Source organism: Bosea sp. 29B, assembly GCF_902506165.1.
Classification (GTDB): Bacteria; Pseudomonadota; Alphaproteobacteria; order Rhizobiales; family Beijerinckiaceae; genus Allobosea.
Genome location: NZ_LR733817.1, coordinates 431,756 through 449,716 on the forward strand (window position 1 = coordinate 431,756; position 17,961 = coordinate 449,716).

At 64.3% G+C, this 17,961-nt stretch carries 16 protein-coding genes; 7 read left to right on the forward strand and 9 right to left on the reverse strand.

Going from position 1 to position 17,961, the window contains the following annotated elements; translation table 11 throughout:
• The first annotated feature begins 30 nt into the window (after nucleotides 1–30).
• Complete coding sequence (putA, locus tag GV161_RS02230) at nucleotides 31–3,123, forward strand: bifunctional proline dehydrogenase/L-glutamate gamma-semialdehyde dehydrogenase PutA (protein WP_152012053.1); 3,093 nt, start codon at nucleotides 31–33, stop codon at nucleotides 3,121–3,123.
• 136 nt (nucleotides 3,124–3,259) lie between these two features.
• On the opposite strand, the gene GV161_RS02235 is transcribed toward putA, so the two are convergent.
• The 3 genes from GV161_RS02235 to GV161_RS02245 form a co-directional block, all read right to left on the reverse strand.
• On the reverse strand, nucleotides 3,260–3,523 hold the full coding sequence (locus tag GV161_RS02235; RefSeq protein ID WP_152012052.1) for a hypothetical protein: 264 nt from the start codon (nucleotides 3,521–3,523) through the stop codon (nucleotides 3,260–3,262).
• A 240-nt stretch (nucleotides 3,524–3,763) separates the two neighbouring features.
• Nucleotides 3,764–4,108 carry a hypothetical protein gene (locus GV161_RS02240; protein WP_152012051.1) on the reverse strand — a complete coding sequence of 115 codons (345 nt, stop codon included), beginning with the start codon at nucleotides 4,106–4,108 and terminating at the stop codon, nucleotides 3,764–3,766.
• A 724-nt stretch (nucleotides 4,109–4,832) separates the two neighbouring features.
• Nucleotides 4,833–6,911 carry a hypothetical protein gene (locus GV161_RS02245; RefSeq protein WP_152012050.1) on the reverse strand — a complete coding sequence of 693 codons (2,079 nt, stop codon included), beginning with the start codon at nucleotides 6,909–6,911 and terminating at the stop codon, nucleotides 4,833–4,835.
• Nucleotides 6,912–7,133: 222 nt separating this feature from the next.
• Here GV161_RS02245 and GV161_RS02250 point away from each other — a divergent pair, with 222 nt between their 5' ends.
• From GV161_RS02250 to bla, 3 genes are all read left to right on the forward strand, one after another.
• Nucleotides 7,134–8,312, forward strand: a complete 1,179-nt coding sequence (locus GV161_RS02250) for a phosphoserine transaminase (RefSeq protein ID WP_152012049.1) — start codon at nucleotides 7,134–7,136, stop codon at nucleotides 8,310–8,312.
• 253 nt (nucleotides 8,313–8,565) lie between these two features.
• Complete coding sequence (serA, locus tag GV161_RS02255; RefSeq protein WP_152012048.1) at nucleotides 8,566–10,155, forward strand: phosphoglycerate dehydrogenase; 1,590 nt, start codon at nucleotides 8,566–8,568, stop codon at nucleotides 10,153–10,155.
• A 71-nt stretch (nucleotides 10,156–10,226) separates the two neighbouring features.
• Nucleotides 10,227–11,231: a class A beta-lactamase gene (gene bla, locus GV161_RS02260; RefSeq protein WP_152012047.1), complete on the forward strand. Its 1,005-nt coding sequence runs from the start codon at nucleotides 10,227–10,229 to the stop codon at nucleotides 11,229–11,231.
• Nucleotides 11,232–11,410: 179 nt separating this feature from the next.
• Here the strand turns inward: bla and GV161_RS02265 are convergent, their stop codons facing one another.
• Entirely contained in the window at nucleotides 11,411–12,250 is an 840-nt protein-coding gene (locus GV161_RS02265; RefSeq protein ID WP_201302974.1) for an alpha/beta hydrolase, read from the reverse strand.
• Between the two features lie 329 nt (nucleotides 12,251–12,579).
• On the opposite strand from GV161_RS02265, the gene GV161_RS02270 reads away from it, so the two are divergent.
• From GV161_RS02270 to GV161_RS02280, 3 genes are all read left to right on the forward strand, one after another.
• On the forward strand, nucleotides 12,580–12,789 hold the full coding sequence (locus GV161_RS02270) for a cold-shock protein (protein WP_091836184.1): 210 nt from the start codon (nucleotides 12,580–12,582) through the stop codon (nucleotides 12,787–12,789).
• Between the two features lie 191 nt (nucleotides 12,790–12,980).
• On the forward strand, nucleotides 12,981–13,247 hold the full coding sequence (gene rpsU / locus GV161_RS02275; protein WP_152012046.1) for a 30S ribosomal protein S21: 267 nt from the start codon (nucleotides 12,981–12,983) through the stop codon (nucleotides 13,245–13,247).
• 23 nt (nucleotides 13,248–13,270) lie between these two features.
• Entirely contained in the window at nucleotides 13,271–13,549 is a 279-nt protein-coding gene (locus GV161_RS02280; protein WP_152012045.1) for a hypothetical protein, read from the forward strand.
• Nucleotides 13,550–13,606: 57 nt separating this feature from the next.
• On the opposite strand, the gene GV161_RS02285 is transcribed toward GV161_RS02280, so the two are convergent.
• From GV161_RS02285 to napE, 5 genes are read right to left on the reverse strand one after another with little or no spacing between them, the layout of a single operon-like run.
• Nucleotides 13,607–14,323 carry a cytochrome c3 family protein gene (locus tag GV161_RS02285; protein WP_152012044.1) on the reverse strand — a complete coding sequence of 239 codons (717 nt, stop codon included), beginning with the start codon at nucleotides 14,321–14,323 and terminating at the stop codon, nucleotides 13,607–13,609.
• Nucleotides 14,324–14,335: 12 nt separating this feature from the next.
• Nucleotides 14,336–14,839 carry a nitrate reductase cytochrome c-type subunit gene (locus GV161_RS02290; protein WP_152012043.1) on the reverse strand — a complete coding sequence of 168 codons (504 nt, stop codon included), beginning with the start codon at nucleotides 14,837–14,839 and terminating at the stop codon, nucleotides 14,336–14,338.
• On the reverse strand, nucleotides 14,806–17,307 hold the full coding sequence (gene napA / locus GV161_RS02295) for a periplasmic nitrate reductase subunit alpha (RefSeq protein ID WP_152012042.1): 2,502 nt from the start codon (nucleotides 17,305–17,307) through the stop codon (nucleotides 14,806–14,808). The genes GV161_RS02290 and napA overlap by 34 nt, the downstream gene beginning before the upstream one ends.
• Nucleotides 17,304–17,651, reverse strand: coding sequence for a chaperone NapD (locus GV161_RS02300; RefSeq protein WP_152012041.1), 348 nt, complete (start codon nucleotides 17,649–17,651; stop codon nucleotides 17,304–17,306). Before GV161_RS02300 ends, napA begins: the two co-directional genes overlap by 4 nt.
• Before the next feature lie 9 nt (nucleotides 17,652–17,660).
• Nucleotides 17,661–17,855 (reverse strand): periplasmic nitrate reductase, NapE protein, encoded by a 195-nt coding sequence (napE, locus tag GV161_RS02305; RefSeq protein ID WP_152012040.1) that lies wholly within the window; start codon nucleotides 17,853–17,855, stop codon nucleotides 17,661–17,663.
• Nucleotides 17,856–17,961: the final 106 nt, after the last annotated feature.

The following is a 17,961-nucleotide window of genomic DNA, read 5'->3' on the forward strand; positions in this document are numbered from 1 at the left end:
ATCCCGCCGCCGAGACCCGGAGCTCTCTTCATGGCCGCCCCTGCACCCGTCTTCCGCGCCCCCTATGCCGAGGACGATGCCGCGATCGCCGGTCGCCTGCTCTCCGGCGGCCGCCGCGATCCCCTGGCCAAGGCGAGGATTGACGCCCGCGCCACGTCGCTGGTCGACGCGATCCGCACCCGCAAGGTCGGGCTGGGCGGCATCGAGGAATTGCTGCGCGAGTACTCGCTCTCGACCAAGGAGGGCCTTGCGCTGATGGTGCTGGCCGAGGCGCTGCTGCGCGTGCCCGACGCCGCCACCGCCGACCGGCTGATCGAGGACAAGCTCGGCCAGGGCGACTTCGCCCATCACGAATCCAAGTCGGACGCCTTCCTGATCTCGGCCTCGTCCTGGGCGCTCGGCATCACCGCCCGCATCATCCAGCCGGGCGAGACCCCGACCAGCATCATCGGCAACCTCTCCAAGCGCCTCGGCCTGCCCGCCGTGCGCACCGCGACGCGCCAGGCCATGCGCGTCATGGGCAACCATTTCGTCCTCGGCCAGACCATTGAGGAAGCGCTGAAGCGCGCCCGCTCCGGCTCGGGCAAGCTCTACCGCTACTCCTTCGACATGCTCGGCGAAGGCGCACGCACGCAAGGAGACGCCAACCGCTATTACGCATCTTACGCCGACGCGATCGACGCCATCGGCCACTCGGCCGGTAACGACAGGCTGCCGAACCGCCCGGGCATCTCGGTCAAGCTCTCGGCCCTGCATCCGCGCTATGAGGCAACCAATCGCGAGCGCGTGCTGGCCGAGTTGACGCCGAAGGTGATCGAGCTCGCCCGCCAGGCCAAGACCTACGATCTCAACTTCACCGTCGATGCCGAGGAGGCCGACCGGCTCGAGCTCTCGCTCGACGTCATCGCCGCAGTGATGGCCGATGCCTCGCTCGCCGGCTGGGACGGTTTTGGCCTCGCCATCCAAGCCTATCAGAAGCGCGCCGCGGCGGTGATCGACCACATCGCTGCCCTCGCCGAAACCTATGACCGCCGGCTGATGGTCCGCCTGGTCAAGGGCGCCTATTGGGACACCGAGTTGAAGCGCGCCCAGGAGCGCGGCCTGCCCGACTATCCGGTCTTCACCCGCAAGGCGATGACCGACCTGAACTACGAAGCCTGCGCCAGGCAGCTCCTGGCGCTGCGCCCGCGCATCATTCCCCAGTTCGCCACCCATAACGCACTGACCGTCGCGACCGTCGCCGAGCTCGCCGGCGACGCCGAGAATTTCGAGTTCCAGCGCCTGCACGGCATGGGCGAGGCGCTGTATGAGCGCCTGCTGCAGTCGGATTCCGGTTTCGCCTGCCGCACCTATGCGCCGGTCGGCGGCCATCAGGACCTGCTCGCCTATCTCGTCCGCCGCCTGCTCGAGAACGGCGCCAACTCCTCCTTCGTCTCGGTCTCCGGCGATCCGGACGTGCCGGTCGCGCAGCTATTGGTGCCGCCGGCCGACCTGATCGGCACGCCCAGCGCCGCCCGCCATCGCCGCATCCCGCTGCCGGCCGAGCTCTTCGGGACGAGCCGCCGCAACTCCGCCGGCGTCGAGCTCGGCGATGCGGAAAGCCTCGCGACCCTGCTCGCCGAGATCCACGCCGCAGCGGCCAAGCCCGTGCCCGAGGCCGTGCCGCTGATCGACGGCAAGCCCGGCTCCGGCACCGCCCGCGACGTGCTCTCGCCGATCGACGGCAAGCCGGTCGGCCGCGTCACCGAGGGCGATGCCGCCAGCGCCGAGAGGGCGGTGGCCGCCGCCAAGGCAGGCTTCCACGCCTGGAACGCGACGCCTGCCCGCAACCGCGCCGCCAGCCTTCGCCAGGCCGCCGACCTGATGGAAGCGCGCCGCGGACCGATCCTGGCGCTACTCCAGTCCGAGGCAGGCAAGACGCTGGACGACGCCATCGCCGAGCTGCGCGAAGCCGTCGACTTCCTGCGCTACTACGCCGCCGAAGCCGAAACCAAGTTCGCCGTGCCGACCGCATTGCCCGGCCCGACCGGCGAGGAGAACCGGCTGATCCTGCGCGGCCGCGGCCCGTTCGTCTGCATCGCGCCGTGGAACTTCCCGCTCGCGATCTTCGTCGGCCAGGTCGCCGCCGCGCTCGTCGCCGGCAACAGCGTCGTCGCCAAGCCGGCGCCGCAGACCCCGCTGATCGCCGCGCTCGCCGTGCGCCTCCTCCACGAGGCCGGAATCCCGAAGACCGCGCTGCACTTCGCTCCCGGCGACGGCAAGCTCGGCGCGGCGCTGATCGCGCACAGGGACGTCGCCGGTGTCGCCTTCACCGGCTCGACCGCGACCGCCCGGGCCATCAACCGCGCGCTTGCCAACAAGGACGGCCCGATCGTGCCGCTGATCGCCGAGACCGGCGGCCTCAACGCCATGATCGTCGACGCGACCGCGCTGGCCGAGCAGGTCGCCGACGACGTCGTCCTCTCCGCCTTCCGCTCGGCCGGCCAGCGCTGCTCGGCGCTGCGCCTGCTCGTCGTGCAGGAGGACGTCGCCGACAAGATGGTCGAGATGATCGAGGGCGCCGCCCGCGAGCTCACGCTGGGCGATCCGCGCGCGATCGAGACCCATGTCGGCCCGGTGATCGACGCTGCCGCCAAGGAGCGGCTCGACGCCCATATCGCCGCGATGCGCGCCGCCGGCCGCGTGACTTACGCCGGCAAGACGCCGTCATTGCCCGGCACCTTCGTCGCCCCGCACATCATCAGGCTCGACAAGGTCGCCGACCTCGCCGCCGAGCATTTCGGCCCGATCCTGCATGTCGTACGCTGGAAGGCGGGCCAGCTCGACAAGGTGCTCGCCGAGATCGAGGCGACCGGCTACGGCCTGACCTTCGGCCTGCATTCGCGCATCGAGACCACGGTCGAGCTGGTCATCGACCGGCTTTCGACCGGCAACATCTATGTCAACCGCAACATGATCGGCGCGGTCGTCGGCGTGCAGCCCTTCGGCGGCCACGGCCTGTCGGGCACCGGCCCCAAGGCCGGCGGCCCGAACTATCTGCCGCGCTTCGCCACCGAGCAGACGGTGACGATCAACACCGCAGCGGCGGGCGGCAATGCCTCGCTGATCGCGATGGGGGAGTGACTAGCCCCCTTCTCCCCTCGGGGGAGAAGGTCCCGGCAGGGGGATGAGGGCGCCTCGACCGGGTGAGCCCTCCTTCCCTCATCCGTCAGCGCTACGCGCTGCCACCTTCTCCCCCGAGGGGAGAAGGAAGAGCCTTCTACTCCGCCGCCCTTGCCGCCGCCTGCTTCAGCCGGGCGAGCGCTTCCTCGGCCCCGGCCTTGACTGCCGGATCCGTCACCTGCCCCTCTTGCGCGACCCGCTCCGCCAGCGCCGCGACGCTGAGCTCGCCGCCGGCGGCGACGAGCTTCAGCACCGCGTTCGACAGCACGTTCGGCCAATAGGCCGCGCCGCCCTTGGCCAGCCCCTTGGCCTTGCGGCCCTCGAATTCCTTGGTGAGCTGTTCGGGGGTTTTTCTGGCCATGGCGCTGAGCTTTCGGTGAATCGTGTCTGAGCCGAGCTTATAGCAGCCTGCCGGCAAAGAGCGCGGGGCCTCTCCCTCCTCCGTCATGGTCGGGCTTGTCCCGACCATCCACGTCTTGCGCCGCCGATCGCAGACGCGCCCGCCAAGAATGGCCTCCGGCACCTTGTCGAAACCGGGCGAAGACGTGGATGGTCGCCACAAGGGCGACCATGACGGAAGAGGCGCTCTCCCGGCGCCGACCTACCGCTCCCCCCGCAGCGGAGTCGCCTCGAGCTGCGCCTTGTGTTTGGCGATGCGTCGCTCGGCCTCGCGCCAGGCTTGCCTGCCCTCGACGCCCTGGCCGCGCAGGCGGATCGCTTCCTGGAAGGTCGCGCGCATCTCGTCGGAGAGGGCCTGCATGAACTCGCCTGAGCATTGCAGGCTATCCGCCCCGCGACAGGCCTTGGCCCGCCGGCAATCCTTGCGGCCGCAGAAGCGCCAGCACTGCAGCAGTGTCGCGAACTGGCGCAGCATGATCGGCCGCTCACGCTGGAAGCGCTCGAACTCCTCGCGGGTCGCGCCGCGATGGTCGGGATTGCGAGGCATGGAGTGTCCTCCAAATAGCCTCCTTCTCCCCTCGGGGGAGAAGGTCCGGCAGGGGATGAGGGCGGTACGACCGGGTGAGCGTTGTGCAGGACTTCCCTCATCCGTCAGCGCTTCGCGCTGCCACCTTCTCCCCCGAGGGGAGAAGGGTGCGCGTCGCGCCTCCTCCACCCAAGCTTTTCCCCGCCCGCAGGCTGATCCTGCGGGCGTTGTCGCATGTGAGGGGCAGCGGAGCGCCGCGAGGCGCTGGTTGGTGATCCGCTTCCGTGAGCTACGGACGCGGCGCGGATGGATTGAGCCACCATCCGCACGCCCCGTGGCGCTCCGCCAGGCGGCGATTTGAAAGCTCCGGGCCGCGCTTCTGTCGCGCCGGCTTATGCAGCCGGCGCGGTCTAGCGAGCTCCTCGCGCAGGGATCGTAGTGTCCCCAGGTCGGTTCCCGAAGCCTCCCGGGAGCGAGGCGCAACCCTCGCCCGCAGGCGCCGCACCCACCCCGCCAAACGACATGCCTCCGGTCGGCCGCCCCTCGGGGATGGGATGCGGCGGAGTATACGGGAGGTTGGGAGGGCGGTGACTGTTCTCGTGTCTATCCCCGCAGAGCCTCGGTCAGCCCCGTCCCGACCATCGACATCGTACAACTCACCTAGCGCACCCTACGAAGGCCACCGAGCGCCCTGCCGCGACACGGCAACTGTTAAATGGCCAGAGACTGTGAGAGAGGAGCCTATTCATGAGGCAATCAAATGAACAAGCCACGACCTCAATCTGTCAAACCATTTTTGTACCCACTTCACGCCCACTACGTCTGCAAATCCTAAGATACTTGGGACCGCAAGCAAGGCCGATGTCATCCAGAGGAAAATTGTATTAGAGTTCGTTATCTGAAAGTATATCGCAATAGCCGTGAATATCGAGAATAAGGCAATAAGAGTCATCTGAATGATTTTAACAATACGTTCGGCCAATCGAGAAGCCGCCCGATTAAACTTATCTCCAAGTTCAAATTCAACCGCGCGCGTTGTGTCTGATCGCGCGGCGGCAACAGCCGCCAACCGTTCAGCTTCCGCTAGCTGGTTCAGGCGAATGATTTCCTCGTCTTTCTGTCGAGCAAGGTCATCACGCGCTATGGACGACGCCTGCAATTGGGCGGTCAATATTGCTTGTTGCTCATCATTTTTTTTGCTGATCTCTACTTCGGCACGGCTCAGAATCTCTGCCATATTTAGCTCGCGAACGACCGACGATTCGCCAAAACTCTCCTCTTGCGCGATGCGTCGAGCAGCCTGAAGTGCAAGAGCGCTTCGAGGCGCCTTCACGAATTCCTCAATGTTTCCTGATGTTTTTTCAATCCCCTCTCGGAAAAATCGAAACCATTGTTGATCAGGGCGAAATGCAGCATAGCAATTAGACAGCAATTCTCTTCCAGCCTTCTGCGGCTCTAGGGCCTTATCTTTTATAAGCCAAAGTATAGTAGCAACCTGCCCGACCGAAAGAACAGGAGGGCAGTGCTGAGGTCTTATTACTTTCTGTTCGACAAGATATCTGCGTGACATATTTGCGAGAAATTTATTTGACGTAACAAATAAATACCCACAACTTGCAAGATCATTTGTCGTCAGTCGGCGCCGTAACCTCATGACGGCCCCGAGATAGCCAGCATCATTCTCGCGATTATTTAGCGTATACCCACGTCGTGATTTCACAGAGTTTTGCTTTAGGTACTCAGAAAAACCACGTTCATCGATCTGATATTTGGCATTGTCGTATGCGCTTTTTTCAAGATCGGCTGCAGGGAAAATACCCATCGCGGCCAGCCGCTCCGCAAATGTATTTTGCAGCATCCGAATATCGGTTATGTTGACATCTCCGCTGGCAATGGCATCCGCCGTCTCGCCTTCAATTTCGCGGCCAGTATCTTTTACATAAATAATCGTCTCTAGAATTCCAGCAACCTCAGATTCATTTCCAGAGAGATAGAATATTTTGAAACCGAGGTCCTGTAGATATCTCGTAAGCTCATCTGTAGCCGTCTTCAAAAGTTTTCCAGAGCATCCTAGAAGACGCAATATTACGGATGTATCAAAGAACACATGAACTGGATTCTTCAAATCGATAGCGCTAACTTCAGAAACGGACGCTATAAATTCCTCAACTAAAACGCCCATGAATACATTAAGTATGCTTTTATATATAACTGTATCAAGATGATGATTATCTTTTATGAAAGCTCCAATCACAGAAAATTCTATTTTTGCAGGATCGAGCAAAGCTCCTTTTATATTACCAAATTTTACTTCCGGGCGATCTGTACTGCTCTTGAGGAATTGGATTAGAGCATCACCCCAACTCCCTGAAGGTGGGGCAATTGTGAAACCAACTCTTCTAGCATAAGAAGCGAGCGCCTCGACCACGTCATCAAATTCAGTGTCGATTTCAGCCTTTGCAATTTCGTAATTATGGTCATTCTTTTTGGAGATGTACCTTTTCGTAATTCTGTTATACTCAACATATCCAGCTTTCTGCAAAGTTGGCATAAGTTGATCTATCGCATACAGAGGTATATCAAATCCAAACGTCGTTTTGAGATAATCTTTTAAACCATCAGATGTGATCTGACGTCCAGATATACTATTAATATAAGGCGCCGAAAAAGGCGTCAGACAGTCTAGGACGTCGCGAACCGGATTCTTACTTATTTCCGTTCTCTTAAAAGCTGCATATAGAAAGGCATAAGCTTTAGCTTCGCGGCCAGTACCGCTAAGATCCAAGATCGCTTCGAGGCCAATTTTTTCCGAACGTTCAAGCATTTCGCCGTCCCACCCTGCACGATCCACCATAAGGAAAACTGCAGATAATAGGCAATCCTAACAAACGAGCCTTCTGTGTATTGCTTCGCGAGTAACAGCAGCCGCAGGAGGGAATTCTATGATTTATCCCACCCTTGACTCCCCTCCCCCTCCCATCCTACGCCCATCGACGGGACACGCCGCCCCAACGCGGCGCGCCCATCTGTAAGGATGGAGACATCGATGGCGAATACGATTCCGGCAGCGCGCCCGCGCGTGCCGCATTTCTCGTCCGGCCCCTGCGCCAAGCGCCCCGGCTGGACCCTCAAGGCCCTTGGTGATGCAGCGCTCGGCCGCTCGCACCGCGCCAAGATCGGCAAGGACAAGCTAAAAGCTGCGATCGACCTGACGCGCGAGGTGCTGCAGATCCCGGCCGATTACCGCATCGGCATCGTGCCGGCCTCCGACACCGGCGCCGTCGAGATGGCGATGTGGAGCATGCTGGGCGCCCGCGGCGTCGACATGGTCGCCTGGGAAAGCTTTGGCGAAGGCTGGGTCACCGATGTGACGAAGCAGCTCAAGCTGGCGGATGTGCGCACCTTCACCGCCCCCTATGGCGAATTGCCGAACCTGAAGAAGATCGACACGAAAAACCGCGACGTCGTCTTCACCTGGAACGGCACCACCTCGGGCGTGCGCGTCGTCGACGCGAGCTGGATCGCCGATGACCGCGAGGGGCTGACGATCTGCGACGCGACCTCGGCCGCCTTCGCCCAGAAGCTCGACTGGCCCAAGCTCGATGTCGTCACCTTCTCCTGGCAGAAGGTGCTCGGCGGCGAGGCCGCGCATGGCATGATCGTGCTCTCGCCCCGCGCAGTCGAGCGGCTGCTGACCTACAAGCCGGCCTGGCCGCTGCCGAAAATCTTCCGCATGACCTCGGGCGGCAAGCTCTCCGAGGGCATCTTCGCCGGCGAGACGATCAACACGCCGTCCATGCTCGCGGTCGAGGATTATCTCGATGCGCTGGCCTGGGCCAAGAAGGTCGGCGGCCTCGACGGCCTGGTGAAGCGCGCCGACGGCAATGCCCGCGTCATCGCCAAGTTCGTGCGCGAGAACGACTGGATCGACTTCCTTGCGTTGAAGCCGAAGACGCGCTCGAACACCTCGGTCTGCCTGAAGTTCACCGACCCGGCGGTGACAGCGCTGCCGGCCGACGCGCAGGCGGCCTTCGCCAAGCAGGTCGTGAGCATCATCGAGAAGGCCGGCGCCGGCTACGATCTCGGCCACTACCGCGACGCCCCTCCCGGCCTGCGCATCTGGTGCGGCGCGACCGTGCAATCGCGCGACCTCAAGGCGCTGCTGCCGTGGATTGCGTATGCCTTCAACGAGGCGAAGGCAGGCCTCGGCAAGAAGGCGGCGTAAGCTCGACGCGCCCCCTCTCCCACTGATCTCGGGTATACCCGAGATCAGCACTCAAAGTGTCGAAGTCGGCAACAGCCGACTTCGATGGGGAGAGGGTTGGGGTGAGGGCAGCGCGACGTTTGTCGTGAGCTCTCGCCCGCCGGCCCTCATCCGTCTCGGCTTCGCCGAGCCACCTTCTCCCCCGAGGGGAGAAGGAACGCGCCTCCCCATTCACGCGCGCGACCGCTTGCGGCGCGCTGCCGGAGCCATCCCGATGACCAAACCCCGCGTCCTGATTTCCGACGCCCTCTCCCCCGCCGCCGTCCAGATCTTTCGGGATCGCGGCATCGACGTGACCTTCGATCCCAACCTCGGCAAGGACAAGGACAAGCTCGCCGCTGTGATCGGCGACTATGACGGCCTCGCCATCCGCTCGGCGACCAAGGCCACCGCCAAGCTGCTGGAGGCCGCGACGAACCTCAAGGTGATCGGCCGCGCCGGCATCGGCGTCGACAATGTCGAGATCCCCGCCGCCACCAGCCGCGGCGTGATCGTGATGAACACGCCCTTCGGCAACTCGATCACCACCGCCGAGCACGCCATCGCGATGATGTTCGCGCTCGCCCGCCAGATCCCGTCGGCCGATGCCTCGACCCAGGCCGGCAAGTGGGAGAAGAACCGCTTCATGGGCGTCGAGATCACTGCCAAGACGCTCGGCCTGATCGGCTGCGGCAATATCGGCTCGATCGTCGCCGAGCGCGCCATTGGCCTGCGCATGCGCGTCATCGCCTTCGACCCCTATCTCTCGCCGGAGCGGGCGGTGCAGCTGGGCGTCGAGAAGGTCGAGCTCGACGAACTCCTGAAGCGCGCCGACTTCATCACCTTGCACGTGCCGATGACCGAGAAGACCAAGAACATCCTCTCGGCGGAAAACCTTAGCCGTACCAAGAAGGGCGTGCGCATCGTCAACTGCGCCCGCGGCGGCCTGGTGGATGAGGCCGCGCTGGCCGAACTGATCAAGTCCGGCCATGTCGCCGGCGCCGCCTTCGACGTGTTCTCGGTCGAGCCGGCGGAGGCGAACCCGCTGTTCGGCCTCGACAACGTCGTCTGCACGCCGCATCTCGGCGCCTCGACCAATGAGGCGCAGGAGAATGTCGCGCTGCAGGTCGCCGAGCAGATGAGCGACTACCTCTTGAAGGGCGCGATCACCAATGCGGTGAACTTCCCGTCGATCTCGGCCGAGGAAGCGCCGCGGATCAAGCCATTCGTCGACCTCGCCGAAAAACTCGGCTCCTTCCTCGGCCAGCTGACCGAGGCGCCGGTCAAGGGCATCCGGATCGAATACGAAGGCGCGGTTGCGGCGCTCAACCTCAAGGCGATCTCGGCCGCCGCGATCACCGGCGTGCTGCGGCCCTTCCTGCCCGAGATCAACATGGTCAACTCGGCCATGGTGGCGAAGGAGAAGGGCATCGTCGTCGAGGAGCTGACCCGCGAGGTCGCCGGCAATCTCGAAAGCGTCATCCGCATCGTCGTCGAGGCCGAGGACATGCCGCGCCATGCCTCGGGCACCGTCTTCCATGACGGCAAGCCGCGCATCATCGAAATCCGCGACATCCAGGTCGACGCCGAGTTCGCGCCGCATATGCTCTATGTCCGCAATGCCGACAAGCCGGGCTTCATCGGCGCCTTCGGCTCGCTGCTCGGCGCGGCCGGCGTCAACGTCGCGACCTTCAATCTCGGCCGCGACAAGCCGGGCGGCGACGCGATCTGCTATGTCGCCGTCGACGAGGCGATCTCGGACGAGTTGCTGGCCAAGATCCACGAGATCCCGATGGTGAAGCGGGCGCGCCGGCTGAAGTTCTGACGGTCGCCCGGATCGCGCCCAACCGGCGCCGCAATCTCCCTCCCCTGTGGCGCCACCACAGGGGATTTTTCATGCCGACCCGCCTTGCCTGCGCCCTCGCCTTCACTCTCGCCGGACTTGCCGCCTCCCCCGCCTTCGCCGACTGGGACAAGGCCAGGCTCGATGCCGGCATCAAGACGATCGAACAGAGCACGAAGGGCCGCATCGGCGTCGGCCTGATCGACCTCAAGGATCGCAAGAGCTGGTCCTATCGCGGGGCCGAGCCCTTCCCGCTGCAGAGCGTGTTCAAGCTGCCGCTGGCGATCGGCGTGCTGCAGGCTGTCGAGGCCGGCAAGCTGAAGCTCGACCAGAAGATTACCGTCACCCGCAACGATCTCTCGCTCTATCACAGCCCGCTCGCCAAGGCCTTCAAGGGCGAGCGCAACGACTATCCTTTGCGCGAGCTCCTGACCCGTTCGACCGCCGAGAGCGACAACACCGCCGCCGACCTCTTGCTGCGGCTGATCGGCGGCCCGCAGGCGTTGACCGCCATCCTCAAGGACGGCGGCGTCACCGGCATCTCGGTCGACCGCTACGAGCGCGTCTTCCAGCCGGAAATCCTGGGCCTGCCCGGCTACGCTTGGGACCAGCAGATCGACACCGCCAAATTCTACGCCGCGATCAGCGCGATCCCCGCGGCCGAGCGCAAGAAGCGCCTCGCGGCAACGCTGACCGACAAGCGCGACGCCGCCTCGCCCGAGGCCTCGATCGCCTTCCTCGAAGGCCTCGCCAAGGGCAACTGGTTGCGCGAACCGGCACACGCCGCGCTGCTCGACAAGATCATGCTGGAGGCCAAGACCGGCCCGAACCGGATCAAGGCCGGCCTGCCGGAAGGCGCGCGCTTCGCCCACAAGACCGGCCTTGGGCCGAGCGCCGACGGACTCAACCACGCCACCAACGATATCGGCATCGTCACCCTGCCAGATGGGCGCCGCTTCGCCATCGCGGCCTATCTCGCCGGCGCGCAGGTCGGCGAGAAGGAGCGCGAGGCGGCGCATGCCGCGGTGGCGCGTCTGGCGGTGGAGAGTTTGCGCTAGCGGCGCCCCCTTGGCGGAAAGGTCCTGATTGGGATTCTCCCTGGTCGGCGCATGCAGGTCTAATGCATGCGTACTGGCGCGAAGCTGGAGCGCCCAAAACGGACGTCACGCGCGCATGCTCGCCGCACACGCGATCGGCGACTAATCAAGATATCGGTCCGGGTCAGGCTCTCGACAGGCTAGGCGAAGAACCGCCGCAGCTCACTGGCGACCAACCTTGGCTCGCCGACATTGTCGGCCGCGATGTGGCCGACGCCCTTGAGCTCGACCCGCTCCGCTTGCGGCAACTCGTGCTGCAACGCGTCGAGCGCCATTGGCAGGTAGGGATTGGAGTTGTCGCCGCCCATGAGCAGGACCGGCATGCGGATGGCGCCGAAGCTCCGGACCTGCCCGGCCGTGGCGGCGATCAGCTGCGCATCGTAGTGGAAGGTCGGCACCAGTTCGCGGATGGCTACCGCCTCCTCGCCGCTGCCGCGCAGCGCCACGCTCATCATCGGGATCAGCAGCAGCCGGGGTAGGCCGGTGAACCAGTCGCGTCGGTCGCTCGTCCCCTTCATCACCGTGACCATGGCGGCCGCCAGATTGCCCGCGGCAAGCTCGCGCTCGTAGCGCGGCACAAAGTCCAGCGGTGATGGCGCGCCGACGGGCACCGGCGGCTCGTACAGCGCAACTCTGCTTAGCATCTGCGGCCGGCGCAGCGCCGTCCACAACGTGGCGATGGCCCCAGAGCTCAGGGCGAACACGTCACGAGCGCCTGTCTGCACCAGCACCGCCGACAGATCATCAACCTCGGTGCCGATGCCGTAGTCCGGCCCCGGCGGTCCGCTGAGGCCACGCCCGCGCCGGTCAGGCACATGCAGTGTGAAGCGATCGGCCAGCAATTCCGCCAGCTGGGTGAAGTTGCGGCTGCTCTGCATGCCGCCCGGCAGCAGCACGAGGCTGGGGCCCGCGCCAACCTGCCGGTAGCCGATGGTCGTGCCATCACGCGAGACGGCATGATCCATGGCCCATTTGATCACGACGTCTCTCCGAGCTCGCCGCCGAACCTACGGAGGACGTAAGTGGTGGACGCAGGACTATCGAGCAGGCTGGCGACAACATGGCGAAGGGAACGCGTGGTCGCCTCCGCCACCCAGCGCCGATACCTTGTCGGCTCCGCTCGCCAGCTACGCACGGTAAAGTTGCATTGACAAATGAAGGACAAACCCCCATTTGTAGGGTTCGATCTAGGCCGAACGAATTGGCCCGCGCTATTTTTGCGCACCGCTGACGACCTTCCTGCTCAAATCGAAAACATGCGTGGCATGCGGCTGCGTGTGAGTTACCAACCGCAAGAAGGAATATGACTATGGCCAACGGTACAGTGAAATGGTTCAACGGCACCAAGGGTTTCGGCTTCATCCAGCCGGATGATGGCGGCCAGGACGTGTTCGTCCACATCAGCGCCGTCGAGCGCGCCGGCCTGCGCGATCTGCGTGACGGCCAGAAGATCTCGTACGAGCTCGTCCAGGACAAGCGTTCGGGCAAGATGTCGGCCGACAACCTGCGCGCCGAGTGAGCTGACGCGCTGTCCAGCGTGAGAGATCAGCGGCAGGCGACCATGGATGTACTGGCGCCAGGCCCGCTCCACGTGGGGTAGCTCAGGAAGGGTCGGGATCTACCCGGCCCTTTTTTGTTTTCAAGAGATGTCCGGCCAAGGCGTTTCGACCAGACGCCTCGACCAAGTGCTTTCACGAGAAGGAAGTCCGAATGCAGGTTCTCGTCCGCGACAACAATGTCGACCAGGCGTTGCGCGTCCTGAAAAAGAAGATGCAGCGCGAAGGCGTGTTTCGCGAGATGAAGCGGCGCTCGGCTTATGAGAAGCCGTCGGAGAAGCGCGTTCGCGAGAAGGCCGACGCGATCCGCCGCGCCCGCAAGCTCGCTCGCAAGCAGGCGCAGCGCGAAGGCCTGCTCCCTGCTCCCAAGCCGAAGCCACGTCCGGCCCGGCCGCCGCGTCCGGCAGCCGTCGCGTCCTGATCCTCATCAAAGGAGCCGCTGCCATGGCAACGAAAGGACTGACCGCCGAGCAGGCCAAGCTTCGCGCGGAACGGAACTTCGCCAAGACCGAGCAGCGGCGACAGGAAGCCGAGAACGCCATGGAGGCGGTTCAGGCCGAGCGGCGGGCCATCGCGGAGAAGACCGCGAGGCTGCGCGCATTGCGTCTGGCCAAGGAGGCGGCGGACGCACAGATCGCCGCCGAGCAATTGGCGGCGAAACCAGCGGCAACGAAGAAACCTGCCGCCCGTCGCACGGTCGGGAAATCCAGCGCCGCGCGCTGACCCGCAGGCGGCGCAGCCTTGGCGCCGCAGAATACCGCAGCAGTCGCTATCCCGGTCTTATTTCGGCTGGCTTTCAAGCCCGGCAAGATAGCTGCTCAAGGCCCGCTCCGGCCCATGCCAGGAGGCGCCCTTCCCCTGCAGCTCCGGCGCCTCCTTCCAGCCCGGCTCGATCCCGGTCATGTTCGGCAGCAGATGCGCGATGCCCTTGTGGCAGTCGATGCAGGTCTTCTCGCCCGTGGTCAGGAAACGGCCATGGATGTCGGCGGCGCGGCGCGTCTGCTTGGTGAAATCCATCGCCACGGATGAATGGCAGTTGCGGCATTCGAGCGAGTCGTTCGCCTTCAGCCGCGACCATTCGTGCTTGGCGAGCTCGAGCCGCATGTCCAGGAACTTCTCGCGCGTCGAGATCGTGCCGAAGATCTTGCCCCAGACTTCCTTGGACGCCTGCATCTTGCGGGCGATCTTGTCGGTCCAGTTGTGCGGCACATGGCAGTCCGGGCAGGTCGCGCGCACGCCAGAGCGATTGGAGAAGTGCACCGTCGACTGCAGCTCCTGATAGACGTTGTCGCGCATCTCGTGACAGGACGTGCAGAACTTCTCGGTGTTGGTGATCTCCAGCGCCGTGTTGAAGCCGCCCCAGAAGATCACGCCGCAGACGAAGCCGCCCAGCGTCAGGAAGCCGAGCGGCAGATACGCGCTCGGCCGGCTGATGATCCGCCAGAAGGCGACCGCCAGGCCCCAGAGCCGCCAGAAGAGCGCCTTGAGTTTGCTCATCACAGCGCCTCGTTATGGCTTCCGGCCGACATCTTGGGCGTCCTGGAACAGGTTCGGCACCAGTGGCGGCACATCGGTCTGCTGGACATGGCAGGCGGTGCAGAAATAGCGCCGCGGCGTCACGTCGGAGAGCACCTGCCCGTCGCGGTCCTGGAAATGGGTGACGCTGATCATCGGCGCGCCCGAACCTTCGGTGAACTCGCGCTTGTGGCAATCCATGCAGCGATTGGTATTGAGCGTCAGCTGGTAGCCGTCGATCGCATGCGGGATGACCGGCGGCTGCTCCGGGTAGTTGCGCATGCGCCTGACGTCGTCGACCACCGGCCGACCGAGCGCCGGAACCCGCTCCAGCGCCATGGGTTGCGGCGTCCCGGTGAGCCGCGGCACGGTCTTCACCGGCGCGCCGTCCTGCGAGAGAGCGGCGCCAAAGGCGAGGACGAGGCAGGCCGCCAGCGCGGCCCCGAGGAGGGTCGGTACGCGCATCAGGCGGTGACCGGCAGGATCTTGACCGCGCATTTCTTGAAATCCGTCTGTTTGGAGATCGGATCGGTCGCGTCCAGCGTCGTCTTGTTGATCAGCTGGCTCGCATCGAACCACGGCACGAACACCACGCCGGGCGGCATGCGGTTGCGCCCGCGGGTCTCGACACGGGTGCGCATCTCGCCGCGCCGGGAGATGATGCGGACTTCGGCGCCCTGGTTCAGCCCGCGGCTGCGGGCGTCCTCCGGATGCATGAAGCAGCGCGCGCCCGGAAAGGCCTTGTAGAGCTCCGGCACGCGCATGGTCATCGAGCCGGAATGCCAGTGCTCGAGCACACGGCCGGTGACCAGCCAGAAATCATACTCGTTGTCCGGCATCTCGGCCGGCGGCTCGTAGGGCACGGCGATGATCCGCGCCTTGCCATCCTTGTTGCCGTAGAACTCGACACCCTTGCCGGGTTTCACATAGGGGTCGAGCCCCTCGCGATAGCGCCAGAGCGTCTCCTTGCCGTCGACCACCGGCCAGCGCAGGCCGCGCACCTGGTGGTAGGTGTCGTAGGGCGCTAGATCGTGGCCATGGCCGCGGCCGAAGGAGGCGTATTCCTCGAACAGCCCCTTCTGCACATAGAAGCCGAAGGCCTTCGCCTCCCGGTTCTCATAGCCGGGGTCGATCTCGGAGATATCGAACCTGTCGACATTGCCGTTGCGATAGAGCACGTCGAACAGGGTCTTGCCCTTGTAGTTCGGATTGGCGCTGAGAATCTCGGCCGGCCAGACCTCGTCGGTGGTGAAACGCTTCGAGAACTCCATCAGCTGCCAGAGATCGGAGCGGGCCTCGCCCGGCGCATTGACGAGCTGGTGCCAGACATGGGTGCGCCGCTCGGCATTGCCGTAGGCACCCTCCTTCTCGACCCACATCGCCGCCGGCAGGATCAGGTCGGCCGCCATCGCGGTCACCGTCGGATAGGCGTCGGAGACGACGATGAAATTGTCGGGGTTGCGATAGCCCGGATAAGCCTCGTTGCTGTTGTTCGGCGAGGCCTGCAGGTTGTTGTTGACCTGGATCCAGTAGAAATTGAGCTTGCCGTCCTTGAGCATCCGGTCCTGCTCGACCGCGTGATAGCCCGGCTTTTCCGGGATGATGCCGTGCGGGACACGCCAGATCTCCTCGGCATGCTTGCGATGCTCGGGGTTGACCACAGTCATGTCGGCCGGCAGGCGATGGGCGAAGGTGCCGACCTCGCGCGCAGTCCCGCAGGCCGAAGGCTGCCCGGTCAGCGAGAACGGGCTGTTGCCGGGCTCGGAGATTTTCCCGGTGAGCAAATGCAGGTTGTAGACCATCTGGTTGGCCCAGACGCCGCGCACATGCTGGTTGAAGCCCATCGTCCAGAACGACGTGACCTTGCGCTTGGGATCGGCATAGAGCTCGGCGAGCTGCTGCAGGAAACCGGGCTCGACGCCGGTGAGGCCTGCGACCTTCTCCAGCGTGTAGTCCTTCACGAAGGCGGCGAAGGCTGCAAAATCGATCGGCGTCGTCGCGGTGACGTCCTCGGCTTTCCGGGCCTTGACCTCGCGCGGATCGTCCGGCCGCAGGCCATAACCGATATCGGTCGCGCCCTTCACGAAGGTGGTGTGCTTGTCGACGAAGTCCTTGTTCACCCGCCCGGTCGTGATGATGTGGTTGGCGATGTAGTTCAGGATCGCCAGGTCCGTGCCCGGCTTGAACACGATCGGGATGTCGGCGAGGTCGGAGCTGCGATGGGTGAAGGTCGAGAGCACCGCGACCTTCACATGCGGATGGCCGAGCCGGCGGTCGGTCACCCTCGTCCACAGGATCGGGTGCATCTCCGCCATGTTCGAGCCCCAGAGCACGAAGGCGTCGGCATGCTCGAAATCGTCATAGCAGCCCATCGGCTCGTCCATGCCAAAGGTGCGCATGAAGGCGTAGGCGGCCGAGGCCATGCAGTGGCGGGCGTTCGGGTCGAGATTGTTCGAGCGGAAGCCGGCCCGCATCAGCTTGGTCGCAGCATAGCCCTCGAAGATCGTCCACTGGCCCGAGCCGAACATGCCGAGCGCGGTCGGCCCCTTCTCCTTCAGCACGCGCTTGGCCTGCGCCGCCATGGTGTCGAAGGCCTCGGTCCATGACACCGGGGTGAATTCGCCATCCTTGGCGTAGGCACCGTTCTTCTTGCGCAGCAGCGGCTGGGTCAGCCGGTCGTTGCCGTACATGATCTTGGAGAGGAAATAGCCCTTGACGCAGTTGAGGCCACGATTGACCTCGGCCTTCATGTCGCCATGGGTGGCGATGACCCGGCCCTCCTTGACGCCGACCATCACGCCGCAGCCGGTGCCGCAGAAGCGGCAGGGCGCTTTCGACCAGGAGATCTTCAGCGCATCGACGCCGCCTGAAACAGGCTGTGCGACGGCCTCGCTGCCTATATTGGCCGCCATGGCGGCGATCCCCGCGGCCTGGGCCTTGAGCAGTTCGCGACGGGACAGGCTCATCTGTCATCTCCGCTGTCGTCGATGGGTTCGATCTGCTCGAACACCATGTTGGCCGAGAACACCCCGTCCATCAGCGCCATGGTGGTGAGGCGGCTGCCGATCTCGCCGCTGCTCTGCCCTTCCATCACCACGACGATCTTGCTGCCCTCGACCGCGCGCACCTCGGTGTCCGACATCGCGGCGATCAGGCGCGCGATCTCGGCGCACTGCTCCGGGCGGGCGGTGACGACCGCGCTGGAGATATGGAAGAAGCGTTGCGGGCGAGCGGACGTAGGGACACGCTCGGGCATGATGTCGCCGGTGAGGAATTTGCGGCGGTCGATCTCGCGCTTGCCGGTCAGCATGGCGCGGCCTCAGTGCGCCGACCCGGGAGGCCCGGGCGGTCCGAGGACGATCTGGGACATCCAGATCAGGAAGCCATAGCCGCCGACGATGCCGACGGCGACGATCGGCCAGATCAGGACCGCCAGCGTGAAGAAGGCCAGGAGCTCGGCCTTCCTGGTCGGCTGCGCTGGATGCACCTCGGTGCTCGCAGGGTCAGGCCCCATCGCCAGTCTCCATCGTCGTCGTCGCCGGCGATCACATATCGCCGTCAGCCAGATTGGAGCTTGTCGAAGGAGGTTAGTCCTCGCCCATAAGTTGTCCAGCCCGGCG